Source organism: Rhodopseudomonas palustris BisB18 (assembly GCF_000013745.1).
Classification (GTDB): Bacteria; Pseudomonadota; Alphaproteobacteria; order Rhizobiales; family Xanthobacteraceae; genus Rhodopseudomonas_A; species Rhodopseudomonas_A palustris_F.
This window is the reverse complement of record NC_007925.1, coordinates 3,002,322-3,016,793: the sequence shown is the minus strand read 5'-3', so window position 1 is coordinate 3,016,793 and position 14,472 is coordinate 3,002,322. Positions and strand designations below refer to the sequence as shown.

Genomic DNA, 14,472 nt, shown 5'->3' with positions numbered 1-14,472 from the left:
GGACGCCGCTATCGCTTCCGGGTTGGTTACTTCATCGCCGTCCGCAGCCCGAGCCGACCCGCCAAATCCTGGGTGAACTGCCAGGCGACGCGGCCGGAGCGCGAGCCGCGGGTGGTCGCCCATTCCAGCGCCTCGCGCTGCAATTCGGTGTCGTCGAGCGCGATGCCGAAATGCGCGCAATAGCCGCGCACCATCGCCAAGAATTCGTCCTGGCTGCATTTGTGAAAGCCGAGCCACAGCCCGAAGCGGTCGGACAGCGAGACCTTCTCCTCGACCGCTTCGCCCGGATTGATCGCGGTGGAGCGCTCGTTCTCGACCATCTCGCGGGCCAACAGATGCCGGCGGTTCGAGGTGGCGTACAGGATCACATTGTCGGGGCGGCCCTCAATGCCGCCTTCCAGCACCGCCTTCAGCGACTTGTAGGAGGCGTCGTTGCCGTCGAACGACAGGTCGTCGCAGAACACGATGAAACGGAATTGCGAGGCCCGCAGAATCGTCATCAACGCCGGCAGGCTCTCGATGTCCTCGCGGTGGATCTCGATCAGCTTCAGGAGGCCTGCGACCTCCGGCTTGGCGTTGACGCTGGCATGCGCCGCTTTGACCAGGCTCGATTTGCCCATGCCGCGGGCGCCCCACAGCAGCGCGTTGTTGGCGGGCAGGCCGGCGGCGAAGCGTTCGGTGTTCTCGATCAGAATGTCGCGCATCCGCTCGATGCCCTGCAACAGTTCGAGATCGACCCGCGACACCCGCGGCACCGGCGCCAGCCGGCCCTCGGGATGCCAGATGAAGGCCTCGGCCGCCGAAAGCTGCTCGCCCTGATTCTTAAGTTTCGGCGCGGCGGCCGCCAAACTTGCCGCGATCGCCTCCAGCGCGCGCGCGATCCGCTGCTCGGCGGTATCGATGGCGGGCTTCGGACGTTTTGTCGCGGCTTTGCGGGATTTCGCCGCGACGCTGGCTTTGGCGGCGCGCGCCGCGGTTTTTCCGGGTTTTTTCGGCATCTTCCCCATTCCTGACCGCGCAGCCATATCGGGCCGGATCACGGCCGGCAAGCGCCCGAAATGAACGGCTGGGCAGCGTTGCAATTGGGACCGCGGCCGCTATAGTCCGCGCGAATTTGCCAGGACCGGCCGGCTTGCAAGCCCAGCGCCGGCTCGTTTCATTTCACGGGGATTGTGATGCTGATTACTCCTGCGTTTGCTCAGGCCGCCGGCTCAGCCGGCGACACCAGCAGCATGTTGATGTCGCTGCTGCCGTTCGCGTTGATCTTTGTCATCATGTACTTCCTGATCCTGCGCCCGCAGCAGAAGAAGGTGAAGGAACATGCCGAACTGGTGAAGAACGTGCGCCGCGGCGACACCATCATCACCTCGGGCGGTTTGGTCGGCAAGGTCACCAAGGTGGTCGATGACGACAGCCTGGAGTTCGAAGTCGCCGACGGCGTCCGGGTGCGCCAGATGCGCCAGATGATCACCGGGGTGCGCGCCAAGGGCGAGCCGCTGAAGGAAAAGGACGTCAAGGAAGCCAAGGGCAGCAAGCAGCCCAAGGAAACCCAGGACGCCAAGGACGCCAAAGACGTGGCGGAGTCCAAGGACGATTCGGCCACCAAGTAACCGGCCGCCCATGGCGGTCACGGCGTTTCGCAGCCGCGGCGCGCCCCTTTTCAAGGTCTGACGGGTCAACTCGATGCTGTATTTCACGCGGTGGAAGGCGCTGGCGATCATTCTGACCGCGCTGGCGGTCTGCCTATGCGCGGTTCCGAATTTCTTCCCGGAAGCCACCGTCAAGACCTGGCCGAAATGGGCGCAGCGCCATCTGGTGCTGGGGCTCGATCTGCAGGGCGGCTCGCACATCCTGCTCGAGGTCGATTCCAACTCGGTGCGCAAGGACAAGCTCGACCAGGTCCGCGACGACACCCGCCGCACCCTGCGCGATGCCAAGATCCCCTACACCGGCCTTGCGGTGCGCAACGACGCCGTCGAAGTACGGATTTCCAAGGACAGCGACGTTGCGACCGCGCTCAGCAAGCTGCGTGAGCTGTCGCAACCGCTCGGCGGCCTGATGGGGCAGAGCGGCCAGCGCAACCTTGAGGTCTCCGACGCCGGCTCCGGGTTGATCCGGCTCGCGGTCACCCAGGCGGCGATCACCGAGCGGATCCGGCAGTCGGTCGAACAGTCGATCCAGATCGTCGAGCGCCGCGTCAATGAACTCGGCACCGTCGAGCCGTTGATCCAGCGCCAGGGCATCGACCGTATTCTGGTGCAGGTGCCCGGCCTGCAAGATCCGACCCGGCTGAAGGAACTGCTCGGCAAGACCGCCAAGCTGGATTTCCGCATGGTGGATCCCACGGTGCCGGCGGATCAGGTGCGGCAGGGCGGCGGCGTGCCGCCGGATTCCGACCTGTTGATGGGCGCGCAGGCCCCGAAACAGCCCTACGTCATCAAAAAGCAGGTGCTGGTGTCGGGCGGCGACCTCACCGACGCGCAGCCCGGCTTCGACCAGCGCTCCGGCGAGCCGATCGTCTCGTTCCGCTTCAACACCTCCGGCGCGCGCAAATTCGCCCAGGCCACCACCGACAATGTCGGGCAACCGTTCGCGATCGTGCTCGACAACGAGGTGATCTCGGCGCCGGTGATCCGCGAGCCGATCACCGGCGGCTCCGGGCAGATTTCCGGCAGCTTCACCGTGCAGCAGGCCAACGACCTCGCCATCCTGCTGCGCGCCGGCGCCTTGCCCGCGCCGCTCACCATCATCGAGGAGCGCACCGTCGGCCCCGGGCTCGGTCAGGACTCGATCGAGAAGGGCGAACTCGCCGCCTATGTCGGCTCGATCCTCGTCATCGTGTTCATGCTCTTGACCTACCGGCTGTTCGGCGTGTTCGCCAACATCGCAGTCGCCATCAACGTGGCGATGATCTTCGGCGTGCTGTCGCTTTTGAATGCGACGCTGACGCTGCCCGGCATCGCCGGCATCGTGCTGACCGTCGGCATCGCGGTCGACTCCAACGTGCTGATCTACGAGCGTATCCGCGAGGAAATCCGCGGCGGCCGCACCGCGATCTCGGCGATCGACGCCGGCTTCAAGCGCGCGCTGTCGACGATTCTGGATTCCAACATCACCACCTTCATCGCCGCGGCGGTGCTGTTCTACATCGGCACCGGACCGGTGCGCGGCTTCGCCGTGACGCTCGGCATCGGCATCCTCACCACGGTGTTCACCGCCTTCACGCTGACCCGCCTGATCGTCGCGGCTTGGGTGCGGTGGAAGCGGCCGCACAGCGTGCCGATTTGAGATTACGGAGCTCGCTGTGACACACTGGATCTTGATTGGGCTTGGCGCCGTGATCGCGGTGCTGACGGTTGTCAGCATCATGGGCTGGCTGCCGTCGCTGCGCATCGTCCCCGACGACACCCATTTCGACTTCACCCAGTTTCGCCGGATCAGTTTTCCGATCTCGGCGCTGCTGTCGATCGCCGCGATCACGCTGTTCTTCACCCACGGCTTGAACTTCGGCATCGACTTCAAGGGCGGTACGCTGCTCGAGGTGCAGGCCAAGACCGGCGCCGCCGATATCCCGGCGATGCGCGCGACGCTGAGCGCGCTCGGTCTCGGTGACGTGCAGTTGCAGCAGTTCGGCGGTCCCGCCGACGTGCTGATCCGGGTCGCTGAACAACCCGGCGGCGACGCCGCGCAGCAGGAAGCGGTGCAGAAGGTGCGCGCCGCGCTCGGCGACAATGTCGAGTACCGCCGCGTCGAAGTGGTCGGGCCGCGGGTGTCCAGCGAACTGTTGGCCTACGGCATGCTCGGGCTGATGCTGGCGATCTTCTCGATCCTGATCTACCTCTGGTTCCGCTTCGAATGGCAGTTCGCGCTCGGCGCGATGATCGCCAACGTCCACGACATCGTGCTGACCATCGGCTTCATGTCGATCACCCAGGTCGATTTCGATCTCACCTCGATCGCGGCGCTGTTGACGATTCTCGGCTACTCGTTGAACGACACCGTGGTGATCTACGACCGGATTCGCGAAATGCTGCGGCGTTACAAGAAAATGCCGATGCCGCAACTCCTGAACGAATCGATCAATTCGACGCTGTCGCGCTCGATCATCACCCACGTCACGGTGACGCTGGCGCTGTTGGCGCTGCTGCTGTTCGGCGGTCACGCCATCCATAGCTTCACCGCGGTGATGATGTTCGGCGTGGTGCTGGTCGGCACCTACACGTCGATCTTCATCGCGGCTCCGATCCTGATCTACCTTGGCGTCGGCATGAACCGGCACGACGCCAAGGAGCCGGCGTCGAAGCCCTGATGGCGGAGGATCCGTCGGACAGCCTGCATCTTCCGAGATCGGCGCCGATCGACTCCTACGGCAAGGGCGGGTTCTATTTCGCCGAGATGTCGCACCAGGGCTCGCTGCTGTGCCTGCCGGATGCGATCTGGGCATGGCCGGTCAGCGATCCGGCGCAGATCGATGAGTATTCGCTGCGCCGGGTGATCGAGAATGCCAACGCCATCGACACGCTGATCATCGGCACTGCCAACCAGGTCTGGCAGCCTTCGGCGAGTTTGCGCAACGCGATGCGCCGGATCGGCATCGTGCTCGATCCGATGCAGACCGGGCCGGCGATCCGCACCTACAACATCATGATCGGCGAGCGGCGCCGGGTCGCCGCGGCGCTGATCGCGGTGGCATGAGCGCCGCCGCGACCGCCGACGACGGCAACGCGGCGTTCTGCGCTGACTTGGTGCGCAATCACGATTTCGACCGCTATGCCGCAACGCTGTTCCTCGACGCCGAGCATCGCCGCGCGGCGCTGGCGCTCGCCGCCTTCAACGTCGAGATCGTGCGGGTGCGCGACCAGGTCAGCCAGCCGTTGCCCGGCGAAATCCGGCTGCAATGGTGGACCGACATGCTGGCGGGCCAGGGCCATGGCGGCGTCGAGGGCAACCCGGTCGCCGCCGAATTGCAGCGGGCGATCGGGCGTTACGCGCTGCCGGTGGCGCCGCTGTCGAGGCTGATCGAGGCGCATATTTTCGATCTCTACAACGACCCGATGCCGGACCAGACCACGTTCGAGGTTTATCTCGACGAGACCTCGGCGGCGCTGTTGGCGCATGCGGCGCAGCTGCTCGGGCCGGCTTCCGACGACATCGCGCATCTGGCGCATCACGCCGGCCTTGCGGTCGGCGGTTCGCGGCTGCTCGCGGCGTTCCCGCGCGACGCGGCGCGTCGGCAGCTGTTCGTGCCGGCGGATCTGTTGCAGCGCTCCGGTGCGACGTTGGAAGACGCCTTCGCCGGCAAGCTCACGCCTGAGCTGCGCGCCGCGCTGGAGCAACTGGCTGCCGAGGCGAGGGCGCATCTCGATCAGGCGCTGACGTTATTGTCCGAGGCGCCGCGTGAGATCCGGCCGGCGTTGCTGCCGCTGGCGCTGGCGCAGCGCGATCTGGCGCAAATGGCGCGCCCGGAGTGGGATGTCATGCAGCCGCAGCCGCGCTCGCGGCTGGCGACGCTGTGGACGCTGTGGCGGGCGAGCCGGTCGCGGGCGTTCCGGGGCTGATTACCCGGTGCCTGTGTCCCGGGCGCGATGCGGCACGAAGTGCCGCTTCGCAGAACCGGGACCGTTACGGACGCCGCGTTTCGTAATGGCCCCGGCTTAGCACTGCATCACGCCGCACCGGACGATGCTTCGCATCGCCGGCGCAGCGCGCTGCACTGCATCCGGGGCACGATGAACTCTTCTGCATTTTCCGGAAATCAAGCCGCCGCCGCAGCGCCCGGCAAATTCTCCGCAATCCAGCCGTCGAGGTCGGCCAGCGCGCGGGCGCTGAGCGCCTGTTTCTTGGCGACGGTCTTGTCGGGGCCGCGCAGCTTCTTGCCGTCGGCGCCGTGGGTCGGTGGGCTTTCCAGCGGCGGGAACAGGCCGAAATTGACGTTCATCGGCTGGAACGAGCGCGGCCCGGCGTCGATGGTCTCGATGTGGCCGCCGGTGATGTGGCCGAGCAGGGCGCCGAGCGCCGTGGTTGATGGCGGCGGCGCCAATGCGATGTCGCGCGCCTCTGCGGCGGCGTACAGCCCGGCGATCAGCCCGATCGAGGCGGATTCCACATAGCCCTCGCAGCCGGTCATTTGCCCTGCGAAGCGCAGCCGCGGCTCGGCGCGCAGCCGGAGCTGCTGATCCAATAGCTTCGGCGAGTTAAGAAACGTGTTGCGATGCAGCCCGCCAAGCCTTGCAAACTCGGCGTTTTCCAATCCCGGAATGCTGCGGAAAATGCGGCTCTGCTCGCCATGCTTCAGCTTGGTCTGGAAGCCGACCAGATTGTACAGCGTGCCGAGCTTGTTGTCCTGACGCAGCTGCACGATGGCGTAGGGCTTCACGGTGGGATCTTTGGGATTGGTCAGGCCGACCGGCTTCATCGGGCCGAACCGCAGCGTTTCAGCGCCGCGCTCCGCCATCACTTCGATCGGCAGGCAGCCGTCGAAGTAAGGCGTATTGGTCTCCCAGTCCTTGAAGTCGACCTTGTCGCCGGAGATCAATGCGGCGACGAAGCCCTCATACTGTTCGCGGGTCATCGGGCAATTGATGTAGTCGGCGCCGTTGCCGCCGGGGCCGACCTTGTCGTAGCGCGACTGGAACCAGGCCACCGACATGTCGATGGAGTCGCGGTGCACGATCGGCGCGATGGCGTCGAAGAACGCCAGCGAATCTTCCCCGGTCAAAGCCTGGATCGCCGACGCCAGCGGCGCCGAGGTCAAGGGACCGGTCGCGATCACCACATGGCCCCAGTCCGATGGCGGCAGGCCGTCGAGCTCGCCGCGCTGCAATTCGATCAAAGGATGTTCGGCGAGCGCCTTGGTCACCGCGGCGGAGAAGCCGTCGCGATCGACCGCCAGCGCGCCGCCGGCCGGCACCTGGTTGGCATCGGCCGCGCGCATCACCAGCGAGCCGAGCTTGCGCATTTCGGCATGCAGCAGCCCGACCGCGTTGTTGGCAGCGTCGTCGGAGCGAAACGAGTTGGAGCAGACCAGTTCGGCCAGCCCCTCGGTGCGATGCGCTTCGGTCATCCGCGCCGGGCGCATCTCATGCAGCACCACGCGGACGCCGGCTTGCGCGATCTGCCAGGCGGCTTCGGAGCCGGCGAGGCCGCCGCCGACGACGTGAACGGTTTTCAAAGGATCGGTGATCATGCGCCACAGCTAGCGCGTTTCGCCGCAAAGGGAAATCGCAACGAGCCGGGAACTCGCAGCCGCAGATACGACAACGCCCGCATCAAGCGGGCGTAATCGGAACACCGAACTAGGCAATGGGATCAGCCGTGATAGTGACCCGACGCAACGCGGGGAATGTCCGAGCGATCGAGGCCGATATCGGCCAATTCTCGGTCGCTGAGCTGGGACAATTCGCTCACATTGCGCTGATAGTCCCGAAATTCGCGGATCATGCGGATGAGCGAAAGTAACATGGTAGTCTCCTCGATATTCGTGATTCAGCCCTTGGAGGGAAGCCTCATCGCGGAACGGAAATATAGGGGAATATCGCGGCGCCAAACAGTGTAAATGCTGCGATGCAGCTAAGCCGGGGGCGCATGGCCCGGGCAAGGAATGAGTAACCAATTCCGTCTCCGGGGTCAGTTACAAATCGCCTGCATGGCGACGTCGCCGGAGCCTAAGAAGCGCCGTCAGTATGCTACCAAATCGATTATTTGCAAGACCTTGTGCGAGGAACCTGCATTTTTTGATTCGCGTTGATCGATCGCTCCGATTGCGACTAAAGGCGAAATGATTCCGGGTTTCCGCTGCACGTCGCATGCGAAAACACCGGTTGAAGCGCAATTCAGTAGGATTACGGAGGCTCTTTCGGAGCGGTCGCCGACAGGTCCTTTCGCAACCGCGAAAGCCCTGCCGGCGAGGTTTCGCCTAGCGGGAATCGCGCTTCCATTGGAACAGCGCGACCGGGAAATCGGCGGCCGATCGCTTGATCGGGTTGGCGGGCGGGATCACCGGTGGAAACGGGTTGGGTTCCACCACCTTGCGATAGAGATGCCAGGTGGCGTGGCCGAGCAGCGGGATCACCACGGCGAGGCCCAGGAAGGCCGGCAGCGAGCCCAGCACCAGCAGCGCGGCGACGATTAAGCCCCAGGCGGCCATGGCGAGTGGATTGCGCCACACCGCGCGCAGCGAGGTGGCGACGGCGTCGACAAAGCCGGCTTGGCGGTCGAGCATGATCGGGAACGCCACCACGCTCAGACACAGCGTCACCACGGCGAACAGGAAGCCGGCGCCGCAACCGATCAGGATCAACCGCCAGCCCTCCGGCGTGGTCAGCACCAGCCGGATGAAGTCCGGGATCGCCGCCGCCGGCGCATTGCCGAAGGTGGAGACATAGATCGCTTGCGCGGTGGCGATCCAGGTGACGAAGATCGCCAGCAGCAGCGCGCCGAGCCCGAGCATGGCGCCGAACGAGGGCGAGCGCAGCACCGCGGTGGCGTGCCAGGCCGAGGCTTGCTGGCCGAGTTCGCGGCGGCGGCTGAGTTCATAGAGCCCAAGGGCTGCGAACGGGCCGATCAGCGCGAAGCCGGCCGCCATCGGAAACAACAGCGGCAGCACCGAATAGCCGAGCACGGCGCGGGCCAGCACCAAGCCGAGCACCGGATAGATCACGCACAGCATGATGGCGTGGCTCGGCACCGCCTTGAAATCCTCCCAGCCGAGTCGCAACGCGGCGTGCAGGTCGGACAGCGAGATCTTGCGGATCGTCGGCGGCACGGCGCGCCGGGCTTGCGGCGCCGCTTGTCGCGCGTCGCCGGACTCGGCGTCCGCATGCTCGGTAAAGCGGGGATCGTCGGCAAATTCGTCGGAATATGGCGTGGCCATGCTCGTGCCTCCCTCTGCGCACGGGATCGCCGCCGAACCGGCGACGTCGTGCTTGGTGATCACGAGCTGACCAGACGCGAGAGCAAAGACCTGATCTTGCCGCGACCTGTTGATGGAGCCTAACGCCGATCGCCACCGGCGGTTGCTCACGCTTGGGTGATGCCGCCGCGCGCGATGCCGCAGAGCCCCGTCGTCAACGCTGCCGCGCGCGGCGGGAACAACGCCGCAACCCGCCAGTTAGTCAGCGTCCCGCAGGCCGGATTGCCGGCAATCGACTGCGGCCCGATCGGTTCCCGATCAGTTTTCCACCTGGAGCACCCCATGAGCATTTTCGGAAAGATTATCAGCGCGATCTTCGGCACCCACGCCGAGGCCGCGCCGGGCGGCACCACCGCGGGTGGACCGTCGAGCGCACCGGGCAGTTCGACTGCCGGGGCGCCGGGGCAGAGTGTCGAGGTCGCGCCGATCCTCGACAAGGCCGTGGCCGACAAGCACGAAAAGCTCGAATGGCGCACCTCGATCGTCGATCTGATGAAGGCGCTGGATATCGACTCCAGCCTGAGCGCGCGCAAGGAGCTGGCGAAGGAACTCGGCTTCAGCGGCGACATGAACGAGTCCGCGACCATGAACATCTGGCTGCACAAGCAGGTGATGAGCAAGCTCGCCGCCAATGGCGGCAAGCTGCCGGCCGATATCAAACACTGACCGCCGACCGGCTGACGCCACTCCGGCGACGCCACGCGGCCGACGACAATCAAAAAGGCCCGCACTGTGCGGGCCTTTTTTCAATTGCGATTGCTGTTTGCTCGGCGCATAGGCGCGCCGCGGAAGGAAGCTCAGCCCTTCAGGTCAGCATATTCCGGATGGGCGTCGAGATAATCGGCGACGAACCCGCAACCGGCGACCACTTTCAATCCCTCGGCGCGAATCAATTCCAGCGCGCCCCTCACCAGTCGCGAAGCGATGCCGCGGCCGCGCAGCGCCGCCGGGGTTTCGGTGTGGGTGATGATCACCTTGCCGTCGGCGCGACGGTAGCTGGCAAAGGCGAGCGAGCCCTGGGCGTCCAGCTCGAAACGATGGCAAGGCTTGTTGTCACGAACGGTGACGGTGATGTCGATCTTATTCACGGCGTTCCCCTGTATGTCTCGCGCAGCACGCACATCGGCATGATTGCAGCATTTTTCAAGTGCGGGTTAACCCCGGGCCACGGTCCCAGCTTTGCAGCGACGGCGCCATCGCGGTGGATGTCGCCACCGTTGTCAGTCTCCGCCATCGCGCGCAGCCTAACGCGCGATGGGGTAGGTGGTTTCATTCTCATTTCGCCGCCCGCGCTTGGCTGCCTGGCTCAGCTTGCAGAGCTCGGCGCGGATCGACCGAGGCCATTATAGCGCGGATCGAGCCGGTGGTGATCGCGATATTGCGCCGCAGTCCCCGCAACGGTGCTATGAGCGGTGATCGCGCGGCGCTTGCCGCCGCGCCCGAATCAGGAGCGCCTCATGGCCAACGACAAAGGCCCCAACATCAAGAAGAAACAGAAGTGCAAGAACTGCGAAGGCAAGGGCACGTTGAAGAAGGGCGACAAGGTGGTGACCTGCCAGCGCTGCAAGGGCAGCGGCGTCAGGTAAGCGCCCGGGCTCAGATATAGCCCAGCACGCTCCACCACACGCCGCCGACGCCGACCAGGATCAACAGGTTGACCACGCTCATCACCAGCCCCGCGATCCACCACTCGTTCAAGGTGATGTAGCCGGAGCCGAAGATGATCGGCGCGGTGCCGGTGGCGTAATGCGTCAGCGACATGTTGAGCGACGACGAGAACGCCAGCAACAGGCCGAGCAGCATCGGCGGGGTGCCGAGCGCGATGCCGGCGGCAAAGAACGCGGCGAACATCGCGGTGACGTGCGCGGTGGTCGAGGCGAAAAAGTAGTGCGCGTAGAAATACACCACCACCAGGATCGCCGCCGACGCCTTCCAGTCCAGCCCCAAATGGGTGATGCCGCCCTGGATGGTCAGCGAGAACCATTTGGTGAGGCCGAGATTGCCGAGGAAGGTCGCCATCATCACCAGCGCGGCGAACCAGATCAAGGTGTCCCAAGCGCTCTTGGCCTTGAGGATGTCGTCCCACTCCAACACGCCGGTGACCAGCAGCAGCGCCAGGCCGACGAAGGCGGTGGTGGTGGGGTCGAGCGCGAACGCCGGACCGAACAACCAGACCGGCACGCCGGCCCACACCGCCAGCATCATGATCAGCACGCACAGCGTGATTGCTTCGGGAGTCCGCATCGGTCCGAGCTTGGCCAGTTCGGCGCTGGCCATCTCCTTGGCGCCCGGGGTGTGGGTGATCTGCGGCGGATACAGCAGGTAGAGCACCAGCGGCATCACCAGCAGCATCACCAGGCAGGGCAACAGCGCCGCCAGCGCCCATTGCCCCCAGCTGATCGAGACCGCCCCGGCGGTGGCCGCCGCGATCAGCGCCACGCACAGCGGATTGGGCGCGGTGGCGGTGATGAACATCGCCGAGGTGATCGGGTTGGTGTTGTAGTTCACCAGCGCCAGATAACGGCCGATGCTGTTCTGGGTGCCGAGCTCGGGGCTCGACCCGTAGCTGTCGGCGATCGAGCGCATGATCGGATGGATGATGGCGCCGCCGCGCGCGGTGTTGCTCGGCGTCACCGGCGCGATCACCAATTCGGAAAACACCAAGCCGTAGGCCACGCCGAGCGTCTTCTTGCCGAACAGCTTGACGAAGTAGAAGCCGATGCGGCGGCCGAGCCCGGTCTTGGTCACCGCCAGCGCCACCATCACCGCGCTGACGATCAGCCAGATCAGCGGATTGGCGAAGCCGGACAGCGCGTCGGCCAACGCCGCGGCGGGCTTGGTCGGGTTGGTGACGCCGGTGATCGCCACCAGCGCGATGGCGAGGATCGACAGCGCGCCGAGCGGCATCGCCTTGCCGATGATCGCCACGATGGTGCCGACGAACAGCGCGAACAGATGCCAGGCATTCGGCGCGACGCCGGCCGGCACCGGAATCGCGAACCAGATGATCAGCGTCAGACAGACGACGACCGCAGTCGGAACCGGGCGGGGCAGAACCAGATGTTTCATGGGGAGGCCTCGAAGGTGCGCAGCGAGGCGGCGTTCGAGGCGGGAGCAAAGGCCCGTATCAGTCACTGCCAGCGGGTGCGCGCGGTCTAGCGTCACGGCTGTTAGTTAGCACGCGGTATTTTCAAACGCAGTGCTGCGTGCGTGGAACGCATGGCGCTCATCAGGAATGATACGGAGGCGAAGCCGCCGCCGTTCGCACAGCGGTCCTATCGATGGCTGCGGCTTATCGCGCGCGTCGATGCGATTTATCGCAGCGACACGCGCAGCGCGAAGAGCGACGGCGGTGCGCGGTGATCGCGCTCACACCATTCCTTCGTCGGGAATTTTCAGCACGGTGCCGCAGGCCTTGCAGCACACCGCGTCGCGGTCGTGCCGCTGCAGGCCGCAGGTGGGGCAGGGAAACCGCACCTTGTCGGGGCTGAGCAAAGCGCGCGCGAGATTGAAGAACAGCGTGACGCCGAAGATCATGATGACGACGCTGATCAGCCGGCCGGCGGTGCCCTGCAGCGTGATGTCGCCGAAGCCGGTCGTAGTAAGCGCGGTGACGGTGAAATACAGCGCGTCCGCATAGTTGCCGATTTCGGGGTTGCGGAATTTCTGGGTTTCATAGACCACCGAGGTCATCACGAAAATGAACACCGCGAGGTTGGTGACCGCGATGATGACTTCTTCGTTGCGGCGGAAAAAGCGGCTGTCGCTGCGCAGCCGCGCCAGCATCTGATAGTTGCGCAATAGCCGCAGCGTGCGCAGGATCCGCAGGAAGCCGCCGCCTTCGCCGGCGAGCGGCGCCAGAAACGACACGATCGCCACAATATCGGTCCAGGTCGCCAGCCGGGTGAACTCGCGCAGCGGGCGCCGGCTGATCGCCAGCCGCGCGGCGAAATCGATCAGGATCAACACGCCGAACACCAGGTCGAGCGTTTCGACCAGCTCGTTGGACGGCAGAAACGAGGTGGCGATGATGAACGTCACCGCGACGATGTCGAACGCCAGCAGCGCATAGCGAAAGGCGACGCCGCGCGGCGTGGTGCCTTCGTAGAGTTCGCGGACGCTGGCCTTGAGGTCCTGGTAGGTCATCGCCACACTAGGCCTGCTTCGCGGCGCGACCGCAACCGGCAAAAGCCACGAGGATGGCGGCGGCCGGCCGAGGTCCGGCCGGCGATGATTTAGCGGGCTTGGACGAAGATCCGATCAGCCGCAATTCCAGATCGGCCCGATCGGCGTCCGGGTCCAACACGGGCCGAAGCTGCCGCCATTGTAGCGCCCGCGGTAGAAGCCCGGCCGCCCGAGATAATGCAGCTCGCCGTCGTAGCCGTAATATTGCGGCACCGGATCGATGTACCAAGGCCGCCGTTTGCGCAGCGCCTTCCGCGACGCCGGAGTGTTGTCGGCGAACGGCGGCAGACTGTTGTTCGGCGGCTGATGATAACCGGGCAGAAAGCCGTAGCCGTGCCAGCGTTGCGACGGCTTCTTCGCCGGAGCCGACGACGCTGCGACCGGCAGCAGCGCCAGCGCGACGACCATCGTCAGAGAGGCGAGGCGGGACATCGCCGCAGCATAGCCGCCGGGCGGCTGGAAGGCGATTGAAATCAGAGGTCGCGGGCACGCGCGTTCGCGGCTGCGACACCGCTCAATAGGCCGCGGCGGCGTGGCCGCCCCAGCGATAATTCAGCCGCAGCGTCACCAGATCGACGTCCTGATGGATGCGGTCGCTGGCATAGGCGGTGCCGGCCGGCGCCACCGTGCCGATATTGGTGAACCGGATCAGCTTGTCCTGCATGAACATGTGATCGTATTCGACGCCGACCGACCAGGCGCCGCCGAAGCCATACTCCACGCCGAGCCCGACCACCGCGCCCCAGCGGGTGTCCTTCACGGCGTCGCTGATCTGCACGCCGTTGGAGGTGAGGTAGCCGGTGTAGCGATCCGAGGTCACCGCGCCGCCGGCCTTGAGATAGACCAGGGTGTTGCCCCAGGCATTGCCGATCTGGCCGGTGAACAGCCCGAAGGAGTCGACCTTGGTGGCGTTGACCACGGTCGGGAAGGCGACGCTGATATTGCTGCCGTTGAAATCCGCCCAGTTGCCCTGCGCCTCGACGCCGAACACCATATTGGCGGCCTGCCAGCGATAGCCGACCTGGCCGCCGGCGGTGCCGCCGGTGGCGTCGTGGCAGCCTTCCGAGCTGAGAAAACTGCCCGCCGCATTGACGAAATCCCAGCATTTGCGGCTGGAGCCCCAGCCGCCATTGCCGCCGAGATAGAACCCGCTCCAGCCGTAGACCGGCGCGCTGATCGCCTTGGCATAGGGCGCGGCGGCGACGTCGGCGGCGGACGCGGAACTCACCATCGCAAGGGCGGCAAAAGAGGCGAGCATGAACCGGATCATCGCGTTTCCTCTGGGCTGAGCGAATCAATCTCTCCCAGCAGCCTAAGGTTGCGCGGCGAAAATCTTGTCTCTTAAATGGGACAGTGCGGAAGTATCGCGCGGCGCA

The 14,472-nt window shown here is 65.4% G+C and carries 17 protein-coding genes; 8 read left to right on the top strand and 9 right to left on the bottom strand.

From position 1 onward, the window contains the following. Positions 1–26: 26 nt before the first annotated feature. On the bottom strand, positions 27–998 hold the full coding sequence (locus tag RPC_RS13905; protein ID WP_011473222.1) for an ATP-binding protein: 972 nt from the start codon (positions 996–998) through the stop codon (positions 27–29). 177 nt (positions 999–1,175) lie between these two features. On the opposite strand from RPC_RS13905, the gene yajC reads away from it, so the two are divergent. The 5 genes from yajC to RPC_RS13880 all read left to right on the top strand — a co-directional run bounded on the left by yajC (position 1,176) and on the right by RPC_RS13880 (position 5,558). Then, a complete protein-coding gene (gene yajC / locus RPC_RS13900) occupies positions 1,176–1,610 on the top strand; it encodes a preprotein translocase subunit YajC (RefSeq protein WP_011473221.1) in 435 nt (144 codons plus the stop codon). 73 nt (positions 1,611–1,683) lie between these two features. Further along, positions 1,684–3,288 (top strand): protein translocase subunit SecD, encoded by a 1,605-nt coding sequence (secD, locus tag RPC_RS13895; protein ID WP_011473220.1) that lies wholly within the window; start codon positions 1,684–1,686, stop codon positions 3,286–3,288. Between the two features lie 16 nt (positions 3,289–3,304). Continuing rightward, a complete protein-coding gene (secF, locus tag RPC_RS13890; RefSeq protein ID WP_011473219.1) occupies positions 3,305–4,309 on the top strand; it encodes a protein translocase subunit SecF in 1,005 nt (334 codons plus the stop codon). Then, positions 4,309–4,695, top strand: coding sequence for an Mth938-like domain-containing protein (locus tag RPC_RS13885; RefSeq protein WP_011473218.1), 387 nt, complete (start codon positions 4,309–4,311; stop codon positions 4,693–4,695). The genes secF and RPC_RS13885 overlap by 1 nt, the downstream gene beginning before the upstream one ends. Then, the gene (locus RPC_RS13880; RefSeq protein WP_011473217.1) at positions 4,692–5,558 is read left to right on the top strand and encodes a phytoene/squalene synthase family protein; all 867 of its coding nucleotides are present in this window, start codon (positions 4,692–4,694) and stop codon (positions 5,556–5,558) included. The genes RPC_RS13885 and RPC_RS13880 overlap by 4 nt, the downstream gene beginning before the upstream one ends. 197 nt (positions 5,559–5,755) lie before the next feature. Here the strand turns inward: RPC_RS13880 and trmFO are convergent, their stop codons facing one another. From trmFO to RPC_RS13870, 3 genes are all read right to left on the bottom strand, one after another. Further along, complete coding sequence (gene trmFO, locus RPC_RS13875) at positions 5,756–7,186, bottom strand: methylenetetrahydrofolate--tRNA-(uracil(54)-C(5))-methyltransferase (FADH(2)-oxidizing) TrmFO (RefSeq protein ID WP_011473216.1); 1,431 nt, start codon at positions 7,184–7,186, stop codon at positions 5,756–5,758. Positions 7,187–7,308: 122 nt separating this feature from the next. Further along, positions 7,309–7,461: a DUF1127 domain-containing protein gene (locus RPC_RS25505; protein ID WP_011473215.1), complete on the bottom strand. Its 153-nt coding sequence runs from the start codon at positions 7,459–7,461 to the stop codon at positions 7,309–7,311. Positions 7,462–7,915: 454 nt separating this feature from the next. Then, the gene (locus RPC_RS13870) at positions 7,916–8,872 is read right to left on the bottom strand and encodes a DUF2189 domain-containing protein (RefSeq protein WP_011473214.1); all 957 of its coding nucleotides are present in this window, start codon (positions 8,870–8,872) and stop codon (positions 7,916–7,918) included. A 321-nt stretch (positions 8,873–9,193) separates the two neighbouring features. On the opposite strand from RPC_RS13870, the gene RPC_RS13865 reads away from it, so the two are divergent. Then, positions 9,194–9,577, top strand: coding sequence for a DUF3597 domain-containing protein (locus tag RPC_RS13865; RefSeq protein WP_011473213.1), 384 nt, complete (start codon positions 9,194–9,196; stop codon positions 9,575–9,577). Between the two features lie 131 nt (positions 9,578–9,708). On the opposite strand, the gene RPC_RS13860 is transcribed toward RPC_RS13865, so the two are convergent. Continuing rightward, positions 9,709–9,999 carry a GNAT family N-acetyltransferase gene (locus RPC_RS13860; protein ID WP_011473212.1) on the bottom strand — a complete coding sequence of 97 codons (291 nt, stop codon included), beginning with the start codon at positions 9,997–9,999 and terminating at the stop codon, positions 9,709–9,711. Between the two features lie 369 nt (positions 10,000–10,368). On the opposite strand from RPC_RS13860, the gene RPC_RS26825 reads away from it, so the two are divergent. Then, positions 10,369–10,497: a hypothetical protein gene (locus RPC_RS26825; RefSeq protein ID WP_011473211.1), complete on the top strand. Its 129-nt coding sequence runs from the start codon at positions 10,369–10,371 to the stop codon at positions 10,495–10,497. Positions 10,498–10,507: 10 nt separating this feature from the next. Here the strand turns inward: RPC_RS26825 and RPC_RS13855 are convergent, their stop codons facing one another. Next, a complete protein-coding gene (locus RPC_RS13855) occupies positions 10,508–11,980 on the bottom strand; it encodes a DASS family sodium-coupled anion symporter (RefSeq protein WP_011473210.1) in 1,473 nt (490 codons plus the stop codon). 150 nt (positions 11,981–12,130) lie between these two features. Here RPC_RS13855 and RPC_RS26220 point away from each other — a divergent pair, with 150 nt between their 5' ends. After that, positions 12,131–12,274 carry a hypothetical protein gene (locus RPC_RS26220; RefSeq protein WP_157043207.1) on the top strand — a complete coding sequence of 48 codons (144 nt, stop codon included), beginning with the start codon at positions 12,131–12,133 and terminating at the stop codon, positions 12,272–12,274. 6 nt (positions 12,275–12,280) lie between these two features. On the opposite strand, the gene RPC_RS13850 is transcribed toward RPC_RS26220, so the two are convergent. The 3 genes from RPC_RS13850 to RPC_RS13840 form a co-directional block, all read right to left on the bottom strand. Next, positions 12,281–13,057 carry a potassium channel family protein gene (locus tag RPC_RS13850; protein WP_011473209.1) on the bottom strand — a complete coding sequence of 259 codons (777 nt, stop codon included), beginning with the start codon at positions 13,055–13,057 and terminating at the stop codon, positions 12,281–12,283. A gap of 114 nt (positions 13,058–13,171) precedes the next feature. Then, positions 13,172–13,528: a hypothetical protein gene (locus tag RPC_RS13845; RefSeq protein ID WP_011473208.1), complete on the bottom strand. Its 357-nt coding sequence runs from the start codon at positions 13,526–13,528 to the stop codon at positions 13,172–13,174. 82 nt (positions 13,529–13,610) lie between these two features. Continuing rightward, the gene (locus RPC_RS13840; RefSeq protein ID WP_011473207.1) at positions 13,611–14,366 is read right to left on the bottom strand and encodes an outer membrane protein; all 756 of its coding nucleotides are present in this window, start codon (positions 14,364–14,366) and stop codon (positions 13,611–13,613) included. Between the last annotated feature and the right edge of the window lie 106 nt (positions 14,367–14,472).

Coding starts and splice junctions, on each gene's coding strand:
- RPC_RS26220 (WP_157043207.1), top strand. CDS start 12,131: ATGGCGCTCATCAGGAATGATACGGAGGCGAAGCCGCCGCCGTTCGCA.
- trmFO (WP_011473216.1), bottom strand. CDS start 7,186: ATGATCACCGATCCTTTGAAAACCGTTCACGTCGTCGGCGGCGGCCTC.
- RPC_RS13850 (WP_011473209.1), bottom strand. CDS start 13,057: ATGACCTACCAGGACCTCAAGGCCAGCGTCCGCGAACTCTACGAAGGC.
- RPC_RS13855 (WP_011473210.1), bottom strand. CDS start 11,980: ATGAAACATCTGGTTCTGCCCCGCCCGGTTCCGACTGCGGTCGTCGTC.
- RPC_RS13845 (WP_011473208.1), bottom strand. CDS start 13,528: ATGTCCCGCCTCGCCTCTCTGACGATGGTCGTCGCGCTGGCGCTGCTG.
- RPC_RS13840 (WP_011473207.1), bottom strand. CDS start 14,366: ATGATCCGGTTCATGCTCGCCTCTTTTGCCGCCCTTGCGATGGTGAGT.
- yajC (WP_011473221.1), top strand. CDS start 1,176: ATGCTGATTACTCCTGCGTTTGCTCAGGCCGCCGGCTCAGCCGGCGAC.
- RPC_RS26825 (WP_011473211.1), top strand. CDS start 10,369: ATGGCCAACGACAAAGGCCCCAACATCAAGAAGAAACAGAAGTGCAAG.
- RPC_RS13905 (WP_011473222.1), bottom strand. CDS start 998: ATGCCGAAAAAACCCGGAAAAACCGCGGCGCGCGCCGCCAAAGCCAGC.
- RPC_RS13870 (WP_011473214.1), bottom strand. CDS start 8,872: ATGGCCACGCCATATTCCGACGAATTTGCCGACGATCCCCGCTTTACC.
- secD (WP_011473220.1), top strand. CDS start 1,684: ATGCTGTATTTCACGCGGTGGAAGGCGCTGGCGATCATTCTGACCGCG.
- RPC_RS13865 (WP_011473213.1), top strand. CDS start 9,194: ATGAGCATTTTCGGAAAGATTATCAGCGCGATCTTCGGCACCCACGCC.
- RPC_RS25505 (WP_011473215.1), bottom strand. CDS start 7,461: ATGTTACTTTCGCTCATCCGCATGATCCGCGAATTTCGGGACTATCAG.
- RPC_RS13885 (WP_011473218.1), top strand. CDS start 4,309: ATGGCGGAGGATCCGTCGGACAGCCTGCATCTTCCGAGATCGGCGCCG.
- RPC_RS13880 (WP_011473217.1), top strand. CDS start 4,692: ATGAGCGCCGCCGCGACCGCCGACGACGGCAACGCGGCGTTCTGCGCT.